The organism is Pseudovibrio sp. Tun.PSC04-5.I4 (genome assembly GCF_900104145.1).
Classification (GTDB): Bacteria; Pseudomonadota; Alphaproteobacteria; order Rhizobiales; family Stappiaceae; genus Pseudovibrio.
In genome coordinates, this window is sequence record NZ_FNLB01000001.1 from 410891 (window position 1) to 432439 (window position 21549).

22 protein-coding genes are annotated in these 21549 nt (G+C 51.8%); 11 read left to right on the forward strand and 11 right to left on the reverse strand.

Annotation, left to right across the window (positions count from 1 at the left end):
• The first annotated feature begins 107 nt into the window (after positions 1-107).
• Entirely contained in the window at positions 108-548 is a 441-nt protein-coding gene (locus tag BLS62_RS01980) for a GNAT family N-acetyltransferase (protein ID WP_093176180.1), read from the forward strand.
• A gap of 524 nt (positions 549-1072) precedes the next feature.
• The gene (locus BLS62_RS01985) at positions 1073-1840 is read left to right on the forward strand and encodes an SDR family NAD(P)-dependent oxidoreductase (RefSeq protein ID WP_093176185.1); all 768 of its coding nucleotides are present in this window, start codon (positions 1073-1075) and stop codon (positions 1838-1840) included.
• A gap of 229 nt (positions 1841-2069) precedes the next feature.
• Here the strand turns inward: BLS62_RS01985 and BLS62_RS01990 are convergent, their stop codons facing one another.
• From BLS62_RS01990 to BLS62_RS02010, 5 genes are all read right to left on the reverse strand, one after another.
• Positions 2070-2576: an SRPBCC family protein gene (locus BLS62_RS01990; RefSeq protein WP_093176915.1), complete on the reverse strand. Its 507-nt coding sequence runs from the start codon at positions 2574-2576 to the stop codon at positions 2070-2072.
• 13 nt (positions 2577-2589) lie between these two features.
• Positions 2590-2943 carry an ArsR/SmtB family transcription factor gene (locus BLS62_RS01995; RefSeq protein ID WP_093176189.1) on the reverse strand — a complete coding sequence of 118 codons (354 nt, stop codon included), beginning with the start codon at positions 2941-2943 and terminating at the stop codon, positions 2590-2592.
• Positions 2944-3078: 135 nt separating this feature from the next.
• Entirely contained in the window at positions 3079-3909 is an 831-nt protein-coding gene (gene proC, locus BLS62_RS02000) for a pyrroline-5-carboxylate reductase (RefSeq protein WP_093176193.1), read from the reverse strand.
• The gene (locus tag BLS62_RS02005; protein ID WP_093176196.1) at positions 3909-4673 is read right to left on the reverse strand and encodes an aspartate/glutamate racemase family protein; all 765 of its coding nucleotides are present in this window, start codon (positions 4671-4673) and stop codon (positions 3909-3911) included. The genes proC and BLS62_RS02005 overlap by 1 nt, the downstream gene beginning before the upstream one ends.
• A gap of 29 nt (positions 4674-4702) precedes the next feature.
• On the reverse strand, positions 4703-5401 hold the full coding sequence (locus BLS62_RS02010; RefSeq protein WP_093176202.1) for a GntR family transcriptional regulator: 699 nt from the start codon (positions 5399-5401) through the stop codon (positions 4703-4705).
• A gap of 205 nt (positions 5402-5606) precedes the next feature.
• On the opposite strand from BLS62_RS02010, the gene BLS62_RS02015 reads away from it, so the two are divergent.
• The 6 genes from BLS62_RS02015 (at position 5607) to BLS62_RS02040 (ending at position 12610) form a co-directional block, all read left to right on the forward strand.
• Positions 5607-7298 (forward strand): thiamine pyrophosphate-binding protein, encoded by a 1692-nt coding sequence (locus BLS62_RS02015; protein WP_093176206.1) that lies wholly within the window; start codon positions 5607-5609, stop codon positions 7296-7298.
• Positions 7299-7302: 4 nt separating this feature from the next.
• Positions 7303-8442 carry an enolase C-terminal domain-like protein gene (locus BLS62_RS02020; protein ID WP_093176209.1) on the forward strand — a complete coding sequence of 380 codons (1140 nt, stop codon included), beginning with the start codon at positions 7303-7305 and terminating at the stop codon, positions 8440-8442.
• Positions 8439-9680 (forward strand): NAD(P)/FAD-dependent oxidoreductase, encoded by a 1242-nt coding sequence (locus BLS62_RS02025; protein ID WP_093176213.1) that lies wholly within the window; start codon positions 8439-8441, stop codon positions 9678-9680. Before BLS62_RS02020 ends, BLS62_RS02025 begins: the two co-directional genes overlap by 4 nt.
• A gap of 34 nt (positions 9681-9714) precedes the next feature.
• Entirely contained in the window at positions 9715-10695 is a 981-nt protein-coding gene (locus tag BLS62_RS02030) for a TRAP transporter substrate-binding protein (protein WP_200798434.1), read from the forward strand.
• A 62-nt stretch (positions 10696-10757) separates the two neighbouring features.
• Entirely contained in the window at positions 10758-11291 is a 534-nt protein-coding gene (locus tag BLS62_RS02035) for a TRAP transporter small permease (RefSeq protein ID WP_093176217.1), read from the forward strand.
• A 5-nt stretch (positions 11292-11296) separates the two neighbouring features.
• Entirely contained in the window at positions 11297-12610 is a 1314-nt protein-coding gene (locus BLS62_RS02040; protein ID WP_093176221.1) for a TRAP transporter large permease, read from the forward strand.
• 73 nt (positions 12611-12683) lie between these two features.
• On the opposite strand, the gene BLS62_RS02045 is transcribed toward BLS62_RS02040, so the two are convergent.
• The 4 genes from BLS62_RS02045 to BLS62_RS02060 form a co-directional block, all read right to left on the reverse strand.
• A complete protein-coding gene (locus tag BLS62_RS02045; protein WP_093176226.1) occupies positions 12684-12974 on the reverse strand; it encodes an SCP2 sterol-binding domain-containing protein in 291 nt (96 codons plus the stop codon).
• 119 nt (positions 12975-13093) lie between these two features.
• Complete coding sequence (gene fghA / locus BLS62_RS02050; protein ID WP_093176231.1) at positions 13094-13930, reverse strand: S-formylglutathione hydrolase; 837 nt, start codon at positions 13928-13930, stop codon at positions 13094-13096.
• An 80-nt stretch (positions 13931-14010) separates the two neighbouring features.
• On the reverse strand, positions 14011-15120 hold the full coding sequence (locus BLS62_RS02055) for an S-(hydroxymethyl)glutathione dehydrogenase/class III alcohol dehydrogenase (protein ID WP_093176236.1): 1110 nt from the start codon (positions 15118-15120) through the stop codon (positions 14011-14013).
• 303 nt (positions 15121-15423) lie between these two features.
• Complete coding sequence (locus tag BLS62_RS02060) at positions 15424-16488, reverse strand: YeiH family protein (RefSeq protein ID WP_093176240.1); 1065 nt, start codon at positions 16486-16488, stop codon at positions 15424-15426.
• A gap of 585 nt (positions 16489-17073) precedes the next feature.
• Between BLS62_RS02060 and BLS62_RS02065 the strand changes: the two genes are divergently transcribed.
• Positions 17074-18438: an Nramp family divalent metal transporter gene (locus BLS62_RS02065; protein ID WP_093176244.1), complete on the forward strand. Its 1365-nt coding sequence runs from the start codon at positions 17074-17076 to the stop codon at positions 18436-18438.
• A gap of 63 nt (positions 18439-18501) precedes the next feature.
• Here the strand turns inward: BLS62_RS02065 and BLS62_RS02070 are convergent, their stop codons facing one another.
• Both BLS62_RS02070 and BLS62_RS02075 read right to left on the reverse strand, forming a co-directional pair.
• Positions 18502-19293, reverse strand: a complete 792-nt coding sequence (locus tag BLS62_RS02070) for a cyclase family protein (RefSeq protein WP_093176249.1) — start codon at positions 19291-19293, stop codon at positions 18502-18504.
• Between the two features lie 233 nt (positions 19294-19526).
• A complete protein-coding gene (locus BLS62_RS02075; RefSeq protein ID WP_093176253.1) occupies positions 19527-20087 on the reverse strand; it encodes a TetR/AcrR family transcriptional regulator in 561 nt (186 codons plus the stop codon).
• Between the two features lie 211 nt (positions 20088-20298).
• On the opposite strand from BLS62_RS02075, the gene BLS62_RS02080 reads away from it, so the two are divergent.
• Positions 20299-20763: a DUF1348 family protein gene (locus BLS62_RS02080; RefSeq protein WP_093176256.1), complete on the forward strand. Its 465-nt coding sequence runs from the start codon at positions 20299-20301 to the stop codon at positions 20761-20763.
• A gap of 23 nt (positions 20764-20786) precedes the next feature.
• Positions 20787-21416 (forward strand): pyridoxamine 5'-phosphate oxidase family protein, encoded by a 630-nt coding sequence (locus tag BLS62_RS02085; protein WP_093176260.1) that lies wholly within the window; start codon positions 20787-20789, stop codon positions 21414-21416.
• The last annotated feature ends 133 nt before the right edge of the window (positions 21417-21549 follow it).

Genomic DNA, 21549 nt, shown 5'->3' on the forward strand with positions numbered 1-21549 from the left:
TCGGATTTGTTCAATCCAGATTGCTTGAAACTTCTTAGTATCTGTTTCCAGAGATGAGGTGTCGCCACAAGGCTGCACCCGACAGATCAAGAAAAAGAAGCAAAGCATTGAACACTGAAATTCGACATTACGAAGAACAAGACCTGCACGATTTGCTCACCGCATGGGAGAAGGCATCAAGGATCGCCCATCCCTTTATGAGTGAGGCGTTTTTTGAAAAAGAACGCGAGAACATCCCAAACCTTTACCTTCCCAACGCCGACACTTGGGTTGCGGTTGTTGACGGTAAAGTGGTTGGCTTTATTGCTCTGCTTGGCAATGAAGTTGGCGGTTTATTTCTGGACCCGGATTTCCATGGACGGCGCATCGGCAAAGCCCTGATGGATAAGGCACAGGAGCTGCATGGAGACCTTGAGGTCGATGTTCTAAAAGACAACGTGATCGGGCGGAAATTCTACGATCTCTATGGCTTTCAGTTTGTAAAAGAATTTCTGTTTGAAGGAACTGGAGACCACCTGCTGCTGAAACTGGCCTTCAAAGCCTCATAGCGATTGTGGTTCTGTGACCCTTCCACCCAAACGGGATTGGTCGCAGAACTCTCCTCTTATGAAGCCAGCTATAATCCCTCCAATCTTGCTCCCCTTTGACAGCGGCAAATTACTCCCACGAGTATGTGAACACTCTCAAGCAATTCGCAACCGGAGCACTAGAATGTCGATGGCTGAACCCTTGGCTAAGCTTTGGGAAAAACTTGATAACCCAGCGGTTGAGGATCACGTGTTCAACTCACCAAACCTTAAACCGTGACTTCAGAGCGTGCCGGTTGCAAACGAAACGATCAGAGTTGGAAACCACCTAAACTTTGTGGCACAACCCACGTCTGATCATGGTGGTCTCCTGTTGTTGGCATCAGGCTAGTTTCATGAGCTAAATCAAGTTAGACAACCAAACCTGAGCCAGCTCTCCCTGACTATTGATATTGAAGGGAAGAACACCGGTATGAATAGGTTGCGTTCTTCAATTCTTTTAGACTTAATGAAAGTGAACCCTCTTGGTTGGAGGCGTAACACTAATGTACTCACCAAAAGCAATTCTCATCACTGGTGCTAGTTCGGGTTTGGGCAGGGCAATTGCCTTGGTTTATGCGCGTGACGGCGTAACGCTTTGCCTGACAGGCCGCAATAAAAGGCGGTTGCTGAAAACGGTAAGTGAAGTCGAACAACAAGGCGCTCATGTGCTTTGGAGAACGTTGGATATTGCTGATCAGGCCCAGGTCCATGGTTGGGTTGCGGAAATTGAAAAATCGATTTCGTTAGATCTGGTAATCTCCAATGCAGGCATCACTGGGTCCCACAGCATGGATGGCACTCTTGAATCGGCAGAAACAGCGCATGGTCAGATTTCCACTAATCTAGGTGGCACCATCAATTTGCTGACAGCTGTCGCACCGTATATGCAAAAGCGGAAAAGAGGACGAATTGCCCTAATTAGTTCGCTTGCCGGGATGCAACCTTTATCAGATGGCCCTGCATATGGTGCCTCCAAAGCCGGTATCATAGCTTATGGAGAAGCAATGCGGGATTATCTGCACGAGTGGGGTGTATTCGTTTCTGTCATATGTCCCGGTTACATCCGCACGCCTATGGCGGATCAGTTCAAAAGTTGGCGCCCATTTGAGTTTTCTGCAGAAAAGGCGGCAAAAACTATTCAAAGATCCATCGATCGGAAAACCGCATTCTTTCCTTTCCCATGGCAACTGGCTTTGAGTATTCGTATTGGCCGAATGCTGCCGTGGAAATTACGTCGACAAGCAAATCAACGTTTTAATTATGACCGATAGGATGCTTACACTGCTGGTTGTTAGGTAGACCTAACTCCAATCGTTATGCTTTCGACTTCTTGCATGATTTTCAACGAATAAAGCCTCTAAATTTATAGGTTGAATGGATCTGTAGGTGGTTTGAGGTTCCACGCTCTAACCGAAACTGAAATCGCATTGCACGAACCGCAAGCGAATTCCAATTTCGGTTTACTCAATTCACCTCAAGAAATTACCGTTTGACTAGATGCTATGCCTGCGTTGTGGCCTGAAGGTCTGCCAGCAGTTCTTCCAGCAAGCCCATGCCAGCGTTCCAGCCTTTGTTCATGCCGCCTATGGCAGCTTCAAAGCAGGCAATTTCTGCTTCTGTGGCTTCGTGTGGCACCCAGGTCAGGCGCATTTTTGTCTGGTCGGCTTCTTGTTCAAAGGTGACGGTGGTCAGCAGAACACGTGGCCAGTCTGTCATCATTGGACTGGCGATAATTTTCCAATCCGCATCGGATGTTGCGTGTAGCCACACCAGCTTTGAAGGTTTGGAAACTTCGGTGTATTCCACGCGCTGGTAGTTGGAATTATCGCCCCATTTCATTTCGTGGAGCCAGAGACCACCTTGCTTCACATCCAGCTTATGAACGATGCTTTCCACGTTGGGCCCATACCAGCGCGAGACCAGATCTGCCTCAGTCCATGTGCGCCAAACCAGCTCACGTGGGGCATTAAATGTCCGTTCCAGTACATAGGTTGGTAGTTCACTCATTCCCATTCCCTCCTCAACGTTCAGATCGCTTCAAGTCTTCCAAAAGGTCATCCAGTTGGTCAAAACTCGATGACCAGAATTTGCTGAACTCCTCCAGCCATTGAACAGCAGCCTGCAGGGGCGCGGCTTTGAGCCGTGCCGGACGACGCTGCTTGTCGACATTCCTCTCAACCAACCCAGCCCGTTCCAACACCTTCAAATGTTTTGAAACGGCTGGTTGGCTCATCTGAAATGGCTCTGCCAGCTCATTCACGGATGCCTCCCCATTCGCCAAACGCGTGAGAATTGCGCGGCGCGTTGGATCCGCCAGTGCAGCAAACACGGCATCAAGATTTTCAGGTTGGGCGGTGTGGTTGATCTCTTGCATAACCACATGGTTATATATATTCATGAATGGGTCAAGCAGAAAGTGACGTAACGGACTTTTACAGTGCACTCAGCAAAAAGCCCTGCCTCCAATCAAGGAAACAGGGCTCTCGAATTCATGTAGAGAATAGATGGCTTAGCCGAGTTCTTCACTGCGTTTGCGGGCAGCTGCAACGGTACGTGAAAGCAACGGACGCAAGCCGTCTTCTTCACTCATCAACACATCCAGCGCTGCGGCTGTGGTGCCATTGGGTGAGGTGACGTTAATGCGCAGCTGTGATGGGCTGTCATGGGAATCCTCAGCAAGTTGGCCTGCTCCGCCAACGGTGGCCTTTGCCAATTGCATGGCAAGCTCTTCCGGCAACCCCTGCGCTGCACCCGCTTGTGCCAGAGCCTCAATCAGATGGAAGACATAGGCCGGACCAGACCCGGAAACCGCCGTCACCGCATCCATCTGGGCTTCTTCTTCCAAAATAACGGTTTGTCCAACGGCCTGAAGCAGCTCCTGCGCCATGCCAAGATTACCAGCAGAACAATGGCTATTGGGGATGAGGGCTGTGATGCCCCGGCCAATAGCCGCCGGAGTATTTGGCATCGCGCGGACAACGCGGGACCCTGCACCCACAAAACTTTCCAAAGCGGCCAGTGTCGTGCCGGCAGCAATTGAAACGAAAACAGTCTCACCGCCGCCAAGCGCAACAACTTGAGGTGTGGCATCGCCCATCATTTGCGGTTTGACCGCAAGAATGCAAACCGCCGGATTTGATGGAAGCTTTTTGTTGAGGGATAATCCGTGATCCACCAAGCCATTAAGCCATTTGGATGGGTAAGGATCAATCACAGAAACGGAGGCAGGCAGAACACCAGCATCCAGCCAGCCCTGCAACATGGCGGAGCCCATCTTTCCGCACCCCAGCAAAACAAGGCCGGATGCATTGATCTGTTTGATTTGTGGCGACTTATCCATCAGGTCTTCCTGTAGGTGGCAAGGTTCAATCGTGGGTCATCCAGTTCCAGCGGAAACTTTTGCGGAACAAGACCGGATTGGAACCAGTTAACAAACGTATAGATGGAATAAACCGGCAATCCAGTCAATTTACGAATGTCATTTGCATAAGGCACCATATTGGTACATTCGAGCACGATTGCGCCAATGCCTTCGTTTTTGGTTACCAACTCAGCGGCGGCATCCAACAGGTCCAGACGCGCGCTTTCAAAATCGATGCAGTCGTAATCATCCAGCACTTCGCGGGTGAAGTTGCGCAGGCCATCTGTGCCCACAACCACCGTATCTTCCGGTGCGCCTGCCGCTTTCAAGTGCTCTTTGCTCAAGGTCTCCTTGGAAATGGTGATAACACCCACACGTTTTCCGTCCGGCAATAACTGCTGAACCATGGGAATTTGCATCAAGGAGGATGTCGCAACCGGAACGCCCAGTGCGTTCTTTACCTGATCCTGAATCAGCGCCAGAAATCCGCAGTTGGTGGTGATGCCATCGCAGCCTGTGCGAACCAGCTCCCGTCCTGCGTCAATAAACAGGTCCACCAGCTCACGCGGGTCATTGCGGACAACTTTGTTGGGCGTCGCGCCGCGGACCACGCGGTAGTGAACGGGAAACCTCCAAGTTTGCGCATTGCCGATATCACCATAAATACGCGGAAATTTGGTTTCCAGCATGAGAATACCAACTGAGGCACCAAATACAATCTTGCCTCCATACTCAACGGACATATTTCAAAACCTCATTTAAAATCAGGATATTATTCAGAAGGAACGTAGAGCTGCGAATAGGCGATGCGCACGGCTTCCGTGGCTTCATCGCGGCGACGTTCAATATGGTGGCGCATGGTGGAAACCGCAGTCTCTTCATCCCGACTGATCAGGGCTGTGAGCACAATACGGTGTGCGGATAACTGCGCCTCTTCCTGTTTGGAAACCGGAGTTTTGCCGCGCAGGTACTTCAAATCCACAAGCCGGATGTAGCGAACGCGGTCATTCAGGTTTTCCAAAATGCGCTGCAATTCATGGCTCTGCGACAGGACCGCAATGCGCATATGGTAGGCTTCATCCATACGCAGCAGCTCAATCGGGTCCTCACAAATATCGTAGGCCGGTTCAGTTTCGGTGAGGAACCCCATCAGCTCCTCAAGCTCTTCATCACTGGCACGGCGACAGACCAGACGCACAATCTCGGTTTCAATGGCAACGCGAGCCTCATAAAGATCGAGAATTCGTTTGGGGCTTAGGGGACGGCAGAAGAAACCGCGACCACTTTGGAACGTCAAAAATCCTTCTGCAACGAGACGGTTAAGCGCTTCGCGAAGCGGCGTCCGACTCGCACCTAACTCTGTGGACAGAACACTCTCGTTGATCCGCGCATCCGGCTTAAACTCAAAATCAGCCGCCATTTGCCGCAGTTTCTCATAGATGCGGTCCACATTGCTATCTGCTTTTTTCATTCCAAAATCGCTTTCAATCCTGCCGATGCAGGCCTTCAAAATATGCAGGTGATCTAGCACGCAATAGGGGAACTGTACATTCCATTTGACTTGCACTCAATACTGAATATGTTGCTGTATACAATTTTGAGTGCACGTGATTCTACTGCTCTCCAGCTTAAAATAATGCCACTGTTTTGGTGGGTCGGGTCTGATAGGTGATAGTTTGACGAATAAGATGAATGGTGCTGAAGCCATGGTAAGAATGCTGGAAGCGCAAGGCGTCCAGCATATTTTCGGTCTGTGCGGAGATACAACGCTGCCGTTCTACGACGCGATGTACAAGCTCGATCACAACATGACCCACATTCTCACCCGTGACGAGCGGTGCGCCACATACATGGCAGATGCGTATTCGCGTGTAACTGGCCGCGTTGGTGTGTGCGAAGGACCATCGGGCGGCGGTGCAACTTACATTTTGCCGGGCTTGATTGAGGCTAACGAGAGCTCCTATGCAGTACTTGGCATTACCACGGATATCTCCGTTGGCTCCTACGGCAAATACCCGCTGACGGAAGTGGATCAGGAAGCGCTGATGCGCCCGTTGACCAAATGGAACACCGTCATCAAACGCGCAGATCACATCCCCCGGATGGTGCGTAAAGCATTCCGCGCCATGACAACCGGTCGCTCCGGTGCAGCTCACCTCGGTCTGCCCTACGACATTCAGTATGATGCGGTTGAGAGTTCCGATATCTGGGCCGATCCAGAGCTTGGATCTTACCCGGCTTACCGACAGGCCCCGGCACCGGGTGCGGCAGAAGCTGCTGTTGATGCGATCCTATCTGCAAAGAACCCGCTTATCGTGTGTGGCGGCGGTGTTGTAATCGCTGGTGCCATGGAAGAGCTGGACCGTTTGGCAACCCGCCTAGATATTCCGGTTGCCACCTCCATTTCCGGTCAGGGCTCGCTGGCTGAAACCCATCCAAACTGTGTGGGTGTTGTTGGGTCAAACGGCGGAACGGATGAGACTTGGGAAGCCATGACTGCGGCGGATCTTGTCGTGTTCATGGGCGCCCGTGCAGGCTCCACAACCACCTCCCGCTGGGAAGCTCCTTCCTCCACAACACGGGTGGTTCACTTTGATAATGACCCGATGGTGATTGGCGCGAACTACCAGAGTGAAGTGGGTGTTGTTGGCGATCTTCTGCTGGCCTTGCAGCAGGTCAACGCGGTTCTGGATAAACGGGATCAGGGCGCGGATACCTTTGGCGGTGCAGCTGCTGTGGCGGACATCAAAAAACGTAAATTTGAGATCTTCAACAAGCTGGCACAAAGCGGCGAGGCTCCAATCCGTCCCGAGCGCGTGATTGATGCTATGATGAAGGTCTTGCCAGTAGATGCGACCATCATCTCAGATCCGGGCACCAGCTGCCCTTACTTCTCCGCCTATTATCAGCTGCCACAATCAGGGCGTCACTTCATCACCAACCGGGCACATGGGGCGTTGGGCTATGCCCTCTCCGCCGCACTCGGTGCATGGTATGGCCGTCCAACCAGCAAAGTCGTTGCCATGATGGGCGATGGATCTTTCGGCTTCACCTGTGGTGAGCTGGAAACCGTATGCCGTTCGCGTGCACCCATCACGTACATTGTGTTCTCCAACTCCACGTTTGGCTGGATCAAAGCCAGCCAGTTCGCAGACACAGACAAGCGTTACTACAACGTAGACTTCAACCGTACAGATCAGGCCGCTGTTGCCGCCGCTTATGGTGTGAAGAGCTGGCGCGTTGAAAACCCGGATGATCTGGAACGCATCCTCAAAGAAGCAATCGAGCATGATGGCCCGACCCTGATTGATGTCGTGTGTCAGGCTCTTGAAGAGAGCAACGCTCCTGTGCGTCGCTGGATGGGGTAGGTTCATGCATACTGATGAAAAGATTACAGGCATGGATCTCTGGCACGTTCAACTGCCAGTCAATGCCCGCCGTGACCATGGCATCGGCTCTGTTGAGCATGCCGTTGACATCATCGTCCTCCGCTTAACCGCGGAGGGAGGTGAATGCGGCTTTGGGGAAGCCTCACCATGGTCAGTATTTACCGGCTCCGCAGAAGCAAGCTTTGCTGCGCTGGATCGTTACATCCGCCCACTTGTTGTTGGCCGCACCATTGGTGAGCGGGCCGCCATCATGAAGGATGCTGCAAAAGCGGTTGCTCATTGTACCGAGGCAAAAGCTGCACTGGAAACGGCGCTGCTGGACCTTCAAGGTCGCATCTGTGGGTTGCCTGTCTGGGCGCTTTTAGGCGGTAAATGCCGCGATACGATTCCCTTATCCTGCTCGATAGCTGACCCGGACTTTGACCGCGACTTGGCATTGATGGATCGTTTAAAAGACGATGGAGTGCGCATCATTAAGCTCAAAACAGGCTTCAAAGGGCACGCCTACGACATGATGCGTATGGAACGCCTGCGCAAGGACTACCCCGAGTTCGCCATCCGCGTGGACTACAATCAAGGTCTGCACCACGATTCTGCCCTTGCGTGCGTTCGCGACATCGCAACTTATCAACCAGATTTTATCGAGCAGCCCGTTGCCCATAATCTGCGCTCTCTCATGGCAACTATCAGAAACTCAATCGATGTTCCGCTTTTGGCAGATGAAAGCATCTTTGGGCCTGAGGACATGCAGATCGCAATTCAAATGGGGATAGCTGACGGTGTTTCAGTCAAAATCATGAAGGCTGGCGGCTTGACGCGAGCACAAACCGTGGCCCGTATGGCTGCAACCGCAGGTATGAGCGCCTATGGGGGAGACATGTTCGAATCCGGCCTCGCGCACCTTGCCGGAACACATATGATCGCTGCAACACCAGAAATCACTTTAGCTTGTGAGTTTTATCAGGCAAAATACTTCCTAGTAGAAGACCTTATGGAAACAGAGTTTGAAACCAGAAGCGGCCACGTTGTGGTTCCGCAGACGGCAGGCTTGGGAGGCCGACCGGATCTGGAGAAAGTCAAACGCTATGCAATTTCCAAGAGTGCGGAAATGGGGGCTGCATGAAAAAAAATAGTGTCGTTGTAATCGGCGCAGGGATCGTGGGTGTATCAGCTGCTATCTGGCTCAAGCGTGAGGGACATGATGTAACCCTCATCGATAAAGGCGAGCCCGGCATGGGTGCCTCTTTCGGCAACGCCTGTGTGCTGGCCAGCTGTTCGGTGGCGCCTGTCACCGCACCAGGTCTCATCCTGAAAGGGCCCAAGCTACTTTTAGATCCGAACTTCCCGCTGTTCTTGCGGTGGGGCTACCTGCCCAAACTTGCAGGGTGGCTTGCCCGCTATCTCTCCCATGCCAGTGACAAAGACACACGCCGGATTGCAACCGGACTGACCACTATTGTAGGCGACTCCGTTCAACAGCACCACTCACTGGCAGACGGAACAGGCGCACAGAAGTGGTTGAAGGAGAGCACTTACAGCTTTGCCTACAATGACAGAGCAGCCTTTAAAGCCGATGCCTATACATGGGATTTACGCCGCAATGCGGGCTTTGTGCCTGAATTGATTGAAGGCGGGGATGTCCACGATATGGAGCCGATCCTCAGCAAGCATATTAATCTGCTTGCGTTGATGCGGGACCACGGCTTTGTGCTCGACCCCGGCGCCTATGTGGTTGATCTGGTCAAAACCTTTACCGAAATGGGCGGCACATTTGTGCAGGCCGAGGTGAAAGACTTTGATTTGTCGGGCGGTTCTATTTCAGCCGTGATGACAGATCAGGGACGATTTGAATGTGACAGTGCCGTGCTGGCCACCGGCGTCTGGTCCAAGCCATTAATGAAAAAACTTGGCATCAACGTGCCGCTGGAAGCCGAGCGCGGCTACCATATTTTGTATAAGAACCCGAGCGAACAACCCAACCAGCCCATCATGGTGGCCTCCGGCAAATTTGTTGCCACGCCAATGGCGCAGGGTCTGCGGTGCGCTGGTGTTGTGGAATTTGGCGGGCTGGAAGCTGGTGCCTCAAAAGCACCTCTGGCTCTGCTGAGGAAAAAGGTTCGTGAAAGCTTCCCCGCTATGGAAGCTGCCAGCGAAGAGGAATGGTTGGGCTTTCGCCCTGCGCCATCGGACAGTCTCCCCCTCATTGGTGAAGTGGGCAAAAGCGGTGTGTATGCCGCGTTTGGTCACCATCACATCGGCCTGACGGGCGGTCCAAAAACTGGGCGAATGGTCTCTGATCTGATCAGCGGCAAACGCTCCAATAACGATATAAGCCCTTACGATCCGCAAAGGTTCACATAAGAGGGCACTACATGTTTTTTAGAGGAGAGTATCTATGAAAAAGTCTAGTTTATTGGTGAGCCTGAGTGTTTCCGTCATGGCGCTTGGTGCAACGGCTGCTTCTGCTGAGAAGTGGGACCTGCCAATGGCATATTCCGGTTCTAACTTCCACTCCGTAACTGGCGCTGAATTTGCGGCTTGTATTACATCCGGCACAGCTGGTGATATCGAAGTAACCACTCACCCGGGCGGTTCCCTGTTTAAAGGCGGCGACATCAAGCGTGCTGTTCAGACTGGTCAGGTGCCAATCGGTGAACGCCTGCTTTCTGGCCACCAGAATGAAAACGCCCTGTTCGGTGTGGATTCCGTTCCTTTCCTTGCAACGTCCTTTGATGCTGCAGGCAAACTCTGGACAGCAGCGAAACCAGCGCTTGAAAAAGTTCTGGCAGACCAGAGCCTGACACTGCTGTACTCTGTGCCATGGCCTCCGCAGGGCCTTTACTTCAAAAACGAAGTGACCTCCGTTGCAGAGATGGAAGGCATCAAGTTCCGTTCCTACAACACTGCAACTGCACGTCTTGCAGAGCTGACAGGCATGCTGCCAGTTTCCATTGAAGCGGCTGAGATCTCCCAGGCGTTCGCAACTGGTGTTGCAGACTCCATGGTGTCTTCCGGCTCAACTGGCTACGACCGTAAAGTTTGGGAAAGCCTCAACTACTTCTATGAGGTAGATGCATGGCTGCCACGTAACTACATGCTCGTGAACTCCGATGTCTGGTCTGGTGTTTCAGACAAGAACAAAGGCATCATCACAGCTTGTGCGGCGACTGCAGAGGCGGCTGGTCTTAAGCGGTCTATCGACTACACAAACTTCACCCTTGATGGCCTACGTGAAGGCGGCATGAAGGTTGAAAAGGGGAGCGATCAGATGAGAGCTGACCTTCAGAAAATCGGCGCAACAATGACTGCTGAGTGGCTTGAAGCTGCAGGCGACGACGGCAAAGCTGTGGTCGAATCCTTCAAGGCAATGAAATAAATAAGTCTGAAGCCGGAGCTGCAATTGGAGCTCCGGCTTTTGTTTTTTGAGGGGGGAGAACAATGAAGCTGACACGCGCACTGCGCTTCGGGCTGGATGGGATCTACAAGGGCGCTGGTGTTCTTTCCGCGCTTTGCCTGATCGCCATTCTGAGTTTGATTGTGATACAAATGACGGCCCGCTGGACGGGCGAGGTTTTTCCGGGCGCCGCAGAATATGCAGGCTATGCCATGGCCTCCGCCAGCTTCCTTGCATTTGCCAATGCCTTGAACAAAGGCATTCACATCCGCGTATCAATCCTGCATCAAATGCTTGGTAAAACGGCTCAGCGGCTGTTGGAAATCTGGTGTTTTACCATCGGTTCCGCCACCATTTGGTACTTTGTGTACTACGCCTACCGTTTCGTTTACTGGTCCCACAAGTTCAATGACGTCAGTCAGGGACAGGACCGTACCCCGCTTTGGATTCCGCAGAGCTTTATGTTGATCGGTGCGCTTATTCTCGCCATCGCTCTTACAGACCATCTCCTTCAACTCATTTTCACTGGCAAGCACAGCATTGCCTCTGAACTTGAAGAAGCAGTTGCCGGAGAATAAGAGCAATGGAAAACATTAGTATTATCATTCTGTTCCTGTTTGTCATGTTCACCTTGCTTGGGTCCGGCGTTTGGGTCGGTATGGCCCTTATGGGTGTGGCATGGGTTGGCATGGAACTGTTCACCACCCGCCCTGTTGGCGATGTGATGTTGACGACCATCTGGTCCTCCGCCTCCTCCTGGACACTGACGGCCCTGCCGCTGTTCATCTGGATGGGGGAGATCCTCTACAGAACCCGCCTGTCGGAAGATATGTTCCGCGGCCTTGCCCCTTGGATGGCCCGTCTACCCGGCGGTCTGGTCCACACCAACATTGTGGGTTGCACGATATTTGCCGCGGTCTCCGGTTCTTCAGCGGCAACGCTGACCACTGTTGGCAAAATGTCGATACCGGAACTGCGCAAGCGCGATTATCCTGAAAAGATGATCATTGGTACGCTCGCCGGGGCAGCAACACTGGGTCTTATGATCCCGCCCTCGTTGACGCTGATCGTTTATGGAGTGACCATTAACGAGAGCATCTCCAAGCTGTTCTTTGCAGGCATCATGCCCGGCATCTTGTTGGCGTCGATGTTCATGGCGTATGTGGCAATCACTTCCCAGGTGTCTTCCAATTGGAACCCGAAACCAGAGCCTGAAATGAGCTTTGTGGAGAAGGTAAAGAACACCAGATTCCTGTTGCCGGTTATCCTGCTCATCCTTGTGGTCATTGGTTCTATGTACCTTGGCTATGCAACAGCAACGGAAGCCGCCGCCTTTGGTGTGATTGGCAGTTTGATCCTTGCCGCGTCACAAGGGTCATTGAACTGGACGAGCTTTTCTCGCAGCCTCATGGGCGCAACCTACACATCCTCAATGATCGCGCTGATCCTTGCCGGCGCTGCGTTCCTGTCCCTCTCCATGGGCTTTACCGGATTGCCGCGCGGTCTGGCAGATCTCATCGCAACGCTGCAGCTGAGCAAGTTTGAGCTGCTGATGGTCCTGCTGGTGTTTTACGTGATCCTCGGCATGTTCCTTGATGGCATTTCATCTGTGGTGCTGACCATGGCTGTTGTGGAACCAATGGTGCGTCAGGCAGGCATTGACCTTATCTGGTTCGGCATCTTCATCGTGGTCGTGGTTGAAATGGCGCAAATCACCCCGCCTATCGGCTTCAACCTGTTTGTGTTGCAAGGCATGACGAATTATCAGATGGGCTTTATCGCCCGTGCTGCGTTCCCCATGTTCTTGATTATGGTGCTGATGGTGTTCGTGCTGATCGCATTTCCAGAGATCGCCACATGGCTGCCTGAGAATATCCGCAGCCGACCCGGAGGCTAGGAAGAGATACCCAACAAAAAACCCCGCCTCATATTCTGAGGCGGGGTTTGAATTTCATAAGCTCAGGCAGAGCCTAGCCGAGGATTTTGCCGAGGCCCATGGCGACCATTTTGTCGCCGGCAATTTTGATTTTACCCATCATCACCGCTGTCATCGGATTCACGGAGCCATCCACCAAACCGCTGAAGGTTTTAGCTGAGCAACTCACTGTGCAATCTGCCTCTGCTTCTTCTGCCCGGGCGCCGTTTTCATCAATAATGATGAAGCCTTCATCCTTGATGTTCAGCGCGATTGACTTTGACATATCAACGCCATCAATTTTTTTATTGATACCGGTTACGATCTTCTGGATGAGCTCGGACATATGTTCCCCTGGGCTTTGATCAGTTAGGGGAGGGGTTTCATCCTCCCAATTGGTGCCGTCTACCTAACGCTAACGCTTAGAAACTACAAGCACCGCGAAGGTCTGGTAAAGGGTAGCAGTTAGACCAGTTCGTCATAGTGCCAAGCAATGTGGTCTGGCAGGAAGCTGGCAACGAAGTAGTATAGGTGATCGTAACCGCCTTGCATGCGCAGAGTCAGATCAACACCTTCCTCGCGGCAGGCTTTTTCAAAAGCCCATGGCTTCAGCTGCTCTTCAAGGAAATTATCGCAGGTGCCTTGATCAATCAGGATACGACCTTTCCAGCCACGTGATTTCACCAGCTCACAGGCATCATAATTTGCCCATGTGGAACGGTCAGACCCCAGATAACCGGAGAACGCCTTTTCACCCCATGGGCAATCCATCGGGTTCACAATCGGCGCAAATGCGGAAACGCTTTTGAACAGACCGGGATTTTTCATCGCAAGGGTCAACGCGCCATGGCCACCCATGGAGTGACCCGTCAGGCCAAGCGCGGAGAGGTCAACGGGGAAGTGCTCCTCCAAAATCTCTGGCAGTTCCTGCGTGATGTACTCTTCCATGCGGTAGTGTGTTGCCCATGGTTCCTGCGTGGCATTGAGGTAAAAGCCAGCGCTCTTGCCCATATCCCAGCCCTCATCATCAGCCACATCATCGCCGCGTGGAGACGTATCAGGCGAGACGATAATCATGCCAAGTTCAGCGGCGGCGCGTTGTGACCCGCCTTTGGAAACCATGTTCTCCCATGTGCAAGTCAAACCAGACAAGTACATCAGGGTTGGGCAGTCTTCGCCATTCAAGGCGCGGCGCGGCAAAAACACCGCAAATTCCATTGGTGTGCCGGTGGCTTTGCTGTCATGTTTGTAAACGCGTTGCTCGCCATCAAAACAACGCCAGCTGGATACCAATTCAATCATAATGGGGTCTCTTAAAACAGAGGGCCCGAGGGAAATAACTTCCACTCAGACCCCTCTTGAATTTTACGTGTTAGCGCCGATTAAAAAGTAATAACCGAGCGGATGGACTTGCCTTCGTGCATCAGTTCAAACGCAGTGTTGATCTCATCCAGCGGCATGGTGTGGGTGATCATGCTATCGATGTCGATCTTGCCATCCATGTACCAGTCCACGATCTTGGGAACATCAGTCCGGCCACGCGCGCCGCCAAAGGCTGAGCCTTTCCATGTGCGGCCAGTGACCAGCTGGAACGGACGGGTGGAGATTTCCTTGCCCGCACCGGCAACGCCGATGATGATGCTCTCACCCCAGCCTTTATGCGCACACTCAAGCGCCTGACGCATGGTGGTAGGGTGGCCGATACACTCGAATGTGTAATCAGCACCGCCGCCTGTCAGGTCCACTAGGTAAGGAACAAGATCGCCCTCAACTTCCTTCGGATTGACGAAGTCGGTCATGCCGTACTGTTCCGCAAGCGCCTTTTTGGCCGGGTTGATATCGACGCCAATAATCTGGTCAGCACCGATGAGGCGAAGGCCCTGCACAACGTTAAGGCCAATGCCGCCAAGGCCAAACACAACAGCCTTACAGCCCGGTTCCGCTTTTGCTGTATTGATCACTGCACCAACGCCTGTGGTAACCCCACACCCGATGTAGCAAACCTTGTCAAACGGCGCGTCCTTGCGGATTTTTGCAAGCGAGATTTCCGGCGCAATCGTGAAGTTCGCGAACGTGCTGGTGCCCATGTAGTGGTGGATTTTCTCACCATTGATGGAGAAGCGGCTGGAGCCATCCGGCATCACACCCGCACCTTGCGTGGTGCGGATCGACTGACACAGGTTGGTTTTCGGGTTGAGGCAGTACTCACATTCGCGGCACTCAGGGGTGTAAAGCGGGATCACGTGATCGCCCACCTTCAACGAGGTGACGCCCTTGCCAATTTCGCGCACGATACCAGCGCCCTCATGGCCCAAAATGGCCGGGAACAGACCTTCTGGATCATCACCGGACAGGGTGAATGCATCGGTGTGACACACACCGGTTGCCATGATCTCAACCAGAACTTCAAAAGGCTTGGGGCCTCCCAGCTGAACGGTTTCAATTGAAAGCGGACTTCCTGCTTTAAAAGCAACGGCGGCACGAATATCCATGGTCTACCTATTATTTGTATATGACAGGGGCCGCGGGTTGGCGGCAACACATCCGAAAAACTCTAGCTGATGAAGTCGCATCTCACGCGCGCGCACTCACCAGAATACACCCCTCGCTTATACAGCGGTGTTTTACCAATTGCATCAGCAGATTTAGGAGTTGTGCGTAGAGGCAGTTTTTTCTTGATTGCGACACAATTGGAAGCGAGTAATGCAATTTCGCGACAATCCTGAATTGCATGCGTGTAAACTTAAGGAGAGACTTTGGAAACTGGGAAATGCATTAGTTCTCCAGAAAATCCTCTACAACAAGTACTTTATCGCCAAAATAATGCCTGCCAGCAGAATGATGGTTTCTGCAAGGATGACCAGAAGATGCTGATGTCCCAGACTGACGAGGGTTTTCAACGTTGTCATAACACCAAGTGCGGAAATGGCGATGACAAGGCACCATGTGGAGGCATCGACTAAGATTAGTCGCGGGGTCTGCGGTATCCAATCCAGTGAATTCACAAGAACCAGTGCAGCAAAGCCAAACGCAAAGTAGGGTACAGGCGGGTTGGCTTCCTGCGTGGTGAGGGAGGTATCGCCTTTGTTATGCAGCCACTTTGCCGACCAGAACGAGATGATGAAGATGACCGGCAGCAACATCATCACTCGCATGAGCTTCACCACAGTGGCGATCTCTCCAGCACCGTCAGACACAGCAAAGCCTGCGCCAATCACCTGAGCCACATCATGAATGGTTGCGCCGAAGAATATACCCAACTGCACATCGTCAAGGCCGAACATCCGACCAATGCTTGGGTAAAAAATCATGGCGAGTGTGGAAAATGCAGTTACAGCAATGACCGTAAACAGCGTGTTTTGCTCGTTTTCTTTTGAGTTTGGCAACACTGAGGAAATCGCCAGTGCAGCAGATGCACCGCAAATGCCCACAGCGCCCCCCGTTAAAAGACCAAAGCTGGCGGACCGACCTAAAAGCCGTGCGACTATCAACCCAATGAGCAACATGGCTAGAACACTGAGAATAACCAAGGCCAGCGTTTGCCAACCTAATGCCAGAATTTGGGAAAAAGAAACACGCAGGCCGAGCAACACGACCCCCAGTCGCAACACCTTCTTTGCTGCAAAGCTGAGACCCGCCTGACAGGTCCCGTCCTCGTAAATGGAATGCACGGCCATACCAATGAGCAGAGCATAGAGCATGACCGGGCCACCCTGATGCTCGGAGATGTAACGGGCAGCGATTGCAATCACCACGGCAATTATCAGACCGGGAACAATCTCTCGCCCCTCCTTTAACCAATTGGAAAAGCGGGTGCCGGACGTCTCGGGCTGATCTGGCGTGCTGGATTGTGGCTGCATAAAACCTCACTCTGGTCAGGTGGTGCTTCTCGTCGCCCAAACACCCTTGCGGAAAGGTGCTGTCTACCTTGATTATAAGAGTAAGACTCTTGCGTAATAAATTGGTTTTAGTTGCAAAAGAAAAAGATCACGCCCCACAAATATGCGAGGCGTAGCGAGCTATATTGCCTAAGTCAGGTTTGCTTTTGCTTGCTGCGCCTGACCGGAGCTAAAACTCATTGCCAGCCCTGCAACTGCGATAAAGGCGGTGAGGGCAAGAACGAGCCAACCGGGATGTGAAGGGGTAAACCGGTCAGGGCACTCATTGTCAAAAATATTGTGTTTATGTGTCGCAGTTCGCAATCATGGTTTGGCGCGATAGTGTCTTGCCTGTGTGTCTGACGCACAAAATGAGGAATTTTACTGTGCTTCGACAGCTTTCAAATATTGTCACAAGCTATATGTGGATTTGACGGTGGTAGGACGGAGCTTTCGGTTTTCACGAAATTTCAGTTGCAAATAATTTGGGCGAATTTACTTTTCTACATTGCAATTAAGAATGAGTTGCAATAGCAATTAGAGATAGCAATATATTTGAGCGGTGCAATGACGAATACTGAAGCCAAAACGAGACCCTCACCGCTGGAATTTTCCTCCAGCTGGGGCAGAAAAAGCAAACATGCATCCTTGGAAGAAGTTTTCCGCTCCATCCCGGTAGGAACAGCGAACAGCTCTCAATTCCGTCGGTTCCTCGCCTTTGCAGGGCCGGGGTATCTGGTAGCTGTTGGTTACATGGATCCGGGCAACTGGGCGACGTCCATCGCGGGTGGCTCCACGTTTGGGTACACACTGCTGTCAATTGCGTTGCTCTCCAACATCATGGCGATTGTTTTGCAGTCCTTGTGCGTGCGACTTGCTATTGGGAGTGGTCGTGATTTGGCTCAAGCCTGCCGTGATGCATTTCCCAACTGGGTCTCAGCGCCTCTTTGGCTTTTGGCGGAGCTGGCCATTATTGCGACGGATCTGGCCGAGGTTATCGGAACAGCTATCGGCCTCAACCTTGTGTTCGGCATACCGTTGGAGATTGGCGTCATTATCACGGCGCTGGATGTGTTTCTGGTTCTCTATCTGCAAAACAAGGGATTCCGCTGGATTGAAGCGTTCATCATCGCCCTGTTGGGAGTGATCTCCTTCTGTTTTGTGATGCAGCTTGCGTTAGCAGATCCAGACTGGAGCGGTGTTATTCTCGGGTTTGCGCCAACGGTGGAGATCGTGACCAACCCGAATATGCTCTATCTTGCGCTTGGCATTATCGGCGCAACAGTGATGCCGCATAATTTATATCTGCATTCCGGTATCGTCCAGACGCGCGCCTATGGTTCCAGCTCGGAAGACCGCCATCAGGCCATCAAGTTTGCAACCTATGATTCTGCCATTGCTCTCACACTTGCTTTGTTCATCAACGCGGCCATCCTCATCCTCGCTGCGGCCGTTTTTTATCGCACCGGCAATTACGGCGTGGAGGATTTAGAAGTCGCCTACGAAATGCTTACTCCGTTGTTGGGGAGTGACCTTGCACCTATTTTCTTCGGGGTTGCCTTGCTGGCCAGTGGGTTAAGCTCCACCGTCACAGCGACGATGGCCGGCCAGATTGTGATGGAAGGCTTTATTGATCTCAGAATTCCCGCATGGCTGCGCAGGTTGATAACCCGAGGCTTCGCAATACTACCCGCTGTCGGTGTGATCTTCTTGCTGGGGTCAGATCAGATCGGAAAGCTGCTTATTCTTTCGCAGGTGGTGCTGAGTTTGCAATTGCCGTTCGCTGTTGTCCCGCTGGTGATGTTTACCGCCGACAAGCGGAAGATGGGCGAGTTTGTCAGCCCGCGTTGGCTCACGGTTTTAGCGGCGATCATCGCAGTTGTTGTCATCGTGTTGAATGTCAAACTGCTCTACGATTTATCAGGGCTTTAATGGAAAACAGGCTCCGGGGCGTTCAATACGCACCGGAGCCTGTTTTTATTTGCTAGGCCTGATTTATACAGTCGGCACCAAGGCAAGCGCGCGGATCGGGCTGCCTGTGCCATTGGCAATTTTGAGGGGCGCTGCAATCATAATCGCGCCCTTTGGAGGCAGCTTATCTAGATTGGCAAGGCTCGCAAGGCCGTATCGGTTGGCAGCATGTAGCAGGTTATGCGCCGGATAAGGCGGTTCCATGCCACCGGCACAGCCTGCATCAGTCCCGATGCACTCATTGCCCCAGCCAATAGCGCCTTTAGAAAGCACATACTCGATGCAATCGACAGTCGGTCCAGGAGAATGTGGCCCGGTTTCATCCACGTTGAGGAATTTGGCCTCATCCATGTTGCGATGATACCAGTCACTACGCATCACAACCCATTCACCGGCTATAATTTCACCATGCTGGGCTTCCCACGCCTTCACGTGATCTGCCGTAAGTAGAAAATCCGGGTTTTCTGCAACTTCAGCAGAACAGTCAATCACGTTGACGGGCGCCACAAAATTCTGCGGAGAGATGGTGTCCGTGTATCCATCCGCAAAATCTTTTCCGGTCACCCAGTGATGCGGCGCATCAAAGTGGGTGCCAGAATGCTCGCCCAGCTTCATCCAGTTCCACGCGAAAAACGGGCCATCTGCATCGTATTCGGAGATCTTGTGGATCTCAACTTTCGGTGTGTTCTTGGCAAAATCCGGTGGCAATTGAAGAATTGGCGTCTCCGGGCCCAATGATCCCGATAAGTCGATAACTTCGACATCACCTGAAATCAGCTTCATTCCAAGATCGTCTAAAATAGATTTCGTAATCATCCCTCTGTCTCCCTCCCAATGATAATAAAATGGTCCGTCCGGGGGTGAGAACCTCACCCTCCCCGGTGATGTCTCACTGGCTAGGCTAAACGCTAATATATGTATTTGCAATTATATTAGCGCATAAAATCCAAGGTTAGACGAAGGAGAGAGTGCAGAGGCATATAGGTGCAGGTGAAATTGCACTGCGCACATGTTAGAAGAAAGACAGCCAACCAGCGCAGCACCCAAACTTAGGAGGCGGCCTCAATAAGCGCATTTGCTGCATGTTTTGCATCAGCTGCTGGATTTGCGCAATTGCCAAAATGGGCAGTCACAATAGCGCCCTCCTGCAGCATAACGATTTGGCGCGCCAATTGCTCTGGTTCTTTCAGGTGAGCGAGCCTTACCAGATGCAGAATGTTGCTCAACAATATGGTTCTTTGTTCTACTGTTTGGCGATGAATAGGATGGTCAGATTCAGGGTATTCGGAACTGGCTTTGATGAACATGCAACTTTTAAAACTGTCCTGCTGAAACCACTCTTCCAGCACATCAAAAAATGCCAAAAGTTTATTCCTTGGGTCACTCGCAAGTTCGTCAATTCGTTGGAAAGCCCAATCATTGAACTGTTCTTCGCGCAATTTTAAAGCTGCAACGATCAGATCGTCCTTGGTCCTAAAATGTTTGTACATGGAGGTTTTGGAAATGCCCGATTCCGCCACCAGCATGTCCATTCCGGTGGCATGGAATCCATTTCGGTAGAACGTCTCCATGGCTTTTTGAACGATTTCATCGCGCTTGCTAGGGGGCATATGAACCTCATGGTTTACTGATCAGTACATATAACTAAATATATTTAGCACTACAAGTAATTTAATTTTTTCATTAATTTCAGTAGGTTAAATTGACATGTGTGATGAACATCACTTGCTTCTCAATTTGGTGAATTGACTAAGTGAACAGATCAGTACACCTTGCCTACTAACAACTGTACCGATCGGTAAATGATTTGGGAGACCTACGATGCTCAAAATATCGATGCACGCCATCTCCGACGACGCAGCGATTGCGAAAGTAAGAGCCGCTGAGGATGTATGGAACACGCGATGTCCTAGGATTGTAAGCCAGTACTTTTCACAGGACGGCCAGTGGCAAGATAGAAACCAGTTCATCGAAGGCCGGTCACAAATCCTCTCATTCCTCTCTGCAAAGTGGAAGCGAGAACTTCATTATCGCCATATCAAGGAGCTTTGGAGTTTCCAGAAAAACCGGTTTTCCATCCGGGTCGTCAGCGAGTGGCGGACAGCGCACAACAAGTGGTTCCGATCTAGCGGCAGCGAAAACTGCGAGTTTGATGATGATGGACTGCTGAAAAAACGGGTCACGTGCATTTCGGATAATGAAATCGATGAGAATGACAGACTATTTTGGTGGCCTTTTGGCAGACGTCCGGATGCGCACCCCAGCTTATCTGAAATGAACCTTTAATCTGTTGCTTGGGAGGGCAGTCGATGGCGCTTGCATATGCTGAAATTGCATTTACCCCTGATGTTCGCCGTGTGCAAGAAGAGCAAGGCTCGGCTCCTATGTATAAATGGATGTTGGAGGAAGAGGTTGCAGCGGCTGATAAGGTTGGACCCAAAGAGGCTGATTTTATTGCCAGCATGAATGGGTTTTATCAGGCCACTGTGAATGCTGATAACTGGCCCTATGTGCAGTTTCGTGGTGGGCCCAAAGGGTTCCTCAAGGTGCTGGATGAAAAGCGGATTGCCTACGCGGATTTTCGCGGCAATCGCCAGTATTTGAGCGTGGGAAACTGGGCCAGCAATGACCGCGTTTCGCTTATTTTGATGGATTACGCACGTCGCAGACGACTGAAGATTATGGGACGCGTAGAACTGATCAGTACGAAGGAAGATCCGGATCTGGTTAAGAAACTTACCGTTCCTAAATACCAGGCAATGCCGGAACGAGCCGTGGTTATTAACGTAGAGGCTTTGGACTGGAATTGTCCGGCCCATATTCCGGTCCGGCTAACCTTGGAAGATCTTGAACCTCAACTTTACAAAATGCGCGAAGAGCTGGTTGAACTCAGAGCGGAAAACGCTGAACTCAAATCCATGCTTAAGCGGAGTTTATAACACTGGCCCCATCCAGATCGGCCCCATCTATCACACCTATAACGAAGGAATTCGGGAGAAAATTGCGATGTTTTCGACCACCTCAGGCAAGCTAGCTGTCGTGATCTTCCTGACCAGTATCGGTCTGGCGGTT

Excerpts from the sequence above, each read along its gene's own strand:
- BLS62_RS02055 (WP_093176236.1), bottom strand. The coding sequence starts at position 15,120 with ATGGATATTCGTGCCGCCGTTGCTTTTAAAGCAGGAAGTCCGCTTTCA.
- BLS62_RS02040 (WP_093176221.1), top strand. The coding sequence starts at position 11,297 with ATGGAAAACATTAGTATTATCATTCTGTTCCTGTTTGTCATGTTCACC.
- fghA (WP_093176231.1), bottom strand. The coding sequence starts at position 13,930 with ATGATTGAATTGGTATCCAGCTGGCGTTGTTTTGATGGCGAGCAACGC.
- BLS62_RS02065 (WP_093176244.1), top strand. The coding sequence starts at position 17,074 with ATGACGAATACTGAAGCCAAAACGAGACCCTCACCGCTGGAATTTTCC.
- BLS62_RS02085 (WP_093176260.1), top strand. The coding sequence starts at position 20,787 with ATGGCGCTTGCATATGCTGAAATTGCATTTACCCCTGATGTTCGCCGT.
- BLS62_RS01985 (WP_093176185.1), top strand. The coding sequence starts at position 1,073 with ATGTACTCACCAAAAGCAATTCTCATCACTGGTGCTAGTTCGGGTTTG.
- BLS62_RS02060 (WP_093176240.1), bottom strand. The coding sequence starts at position 16,488 with ATGCAGCCACAATCCAGCACGCCAGATCAGCCCGAGACGTCCGGCACC.
- BLS62_RS02010 (WP_093176202.1), bottom strand. The coding sequence starts at position 5,401 with ATGAAAAAAGCAGATAGCAATGTGGACCGCATCTATGAGAAACTGCGG.
- BLS62_RS01990 (WP_093176915.1), bottom strand. The coding sequence starts at position 2,576 with ATGAGTGAACTACCAACCTATGTACTGGAACGGACATTTAATGCCCCA.
- BLS62_RS01995 (WP_093176189.1), bottom strand. The coding sequence starts at position 2,943 with ATGCAAGAGATCAACCACACCGCCCAACCTGAAAATCTTGATGCCGTG.
- BLS62_RS02070 (WP_093176249.1), bottom strand. The coding sequence starts at position 19,293 with ATGATTACGAAATCTATTTTAGACGATCTTGGAATGAAGCTGATTTCA.
- BLS62_RS02020 (WP_093176209.1), top strand. The coding sequence starts at position 7,303 with ATGCATACTGATGAAAAGATTACAGGCATGGATCTCTGGCACGTTCAA.
- BLS62_RS02005 (WP_093176196.1), bottom strand. The coding sequence starts at position 4,673 with ATGTCCGTTGAGTATGGAGGCAAGATTGTATTTGGTGCCTCAGTTGGT.
- proC (WP_093176193.1), bottom strand. The coding sequence starts at position 3,909 with ATGGATAAGTCGCCACAAATCAAACAGATCAATGCATCCGGCCTTGTT.
- BLS62_RS02035 (WP_093176217.1), top strand. The coding sequence starts at position 10,758 with ATGAAGCTGACACGCGCACTGCGCTTCGGGCTGGATGGGATCTACAAG.
- BLS62_RS02025 (WP_093176213.1), top strand. The coding sequence starts at position 8,439 with ATGAAAAAAAATAGTGTCGTTGTAATCGGCGCAGGGATCGTGGGTGTA.
- BLS62_RS02080 (WP_093176256.1), top strand. The coding sequence starts at position 20,299 with ATGCTCAAAATATCGATGCACGCCATCTCCGACGACGCAGCGATTGCG.
- BLS62_RS02075 (WP_093176253.1), bottom strand. The coding sequence starts at position 20,087 with ATGCCCCCTAGCAAGCGCGATGAAATCGTTCAAAAAGCCATGGAGACG.
- BLS62_RS02045 (WP_093176226.1), bottom strand. The coding sequence starts at position 12,974 with ATGTCCGAGCTCATCCAGAAGATCGTAACCGGTATCAATAAAAAAATT.
- BLS62_RS02030 (WP_200798434.1), top strand. The coding sequence starts at position 9,715 with ATGAAAAAGTCTAGTTTATTGGTGAGCCTGAGTGTTTCCGTCATGGCG.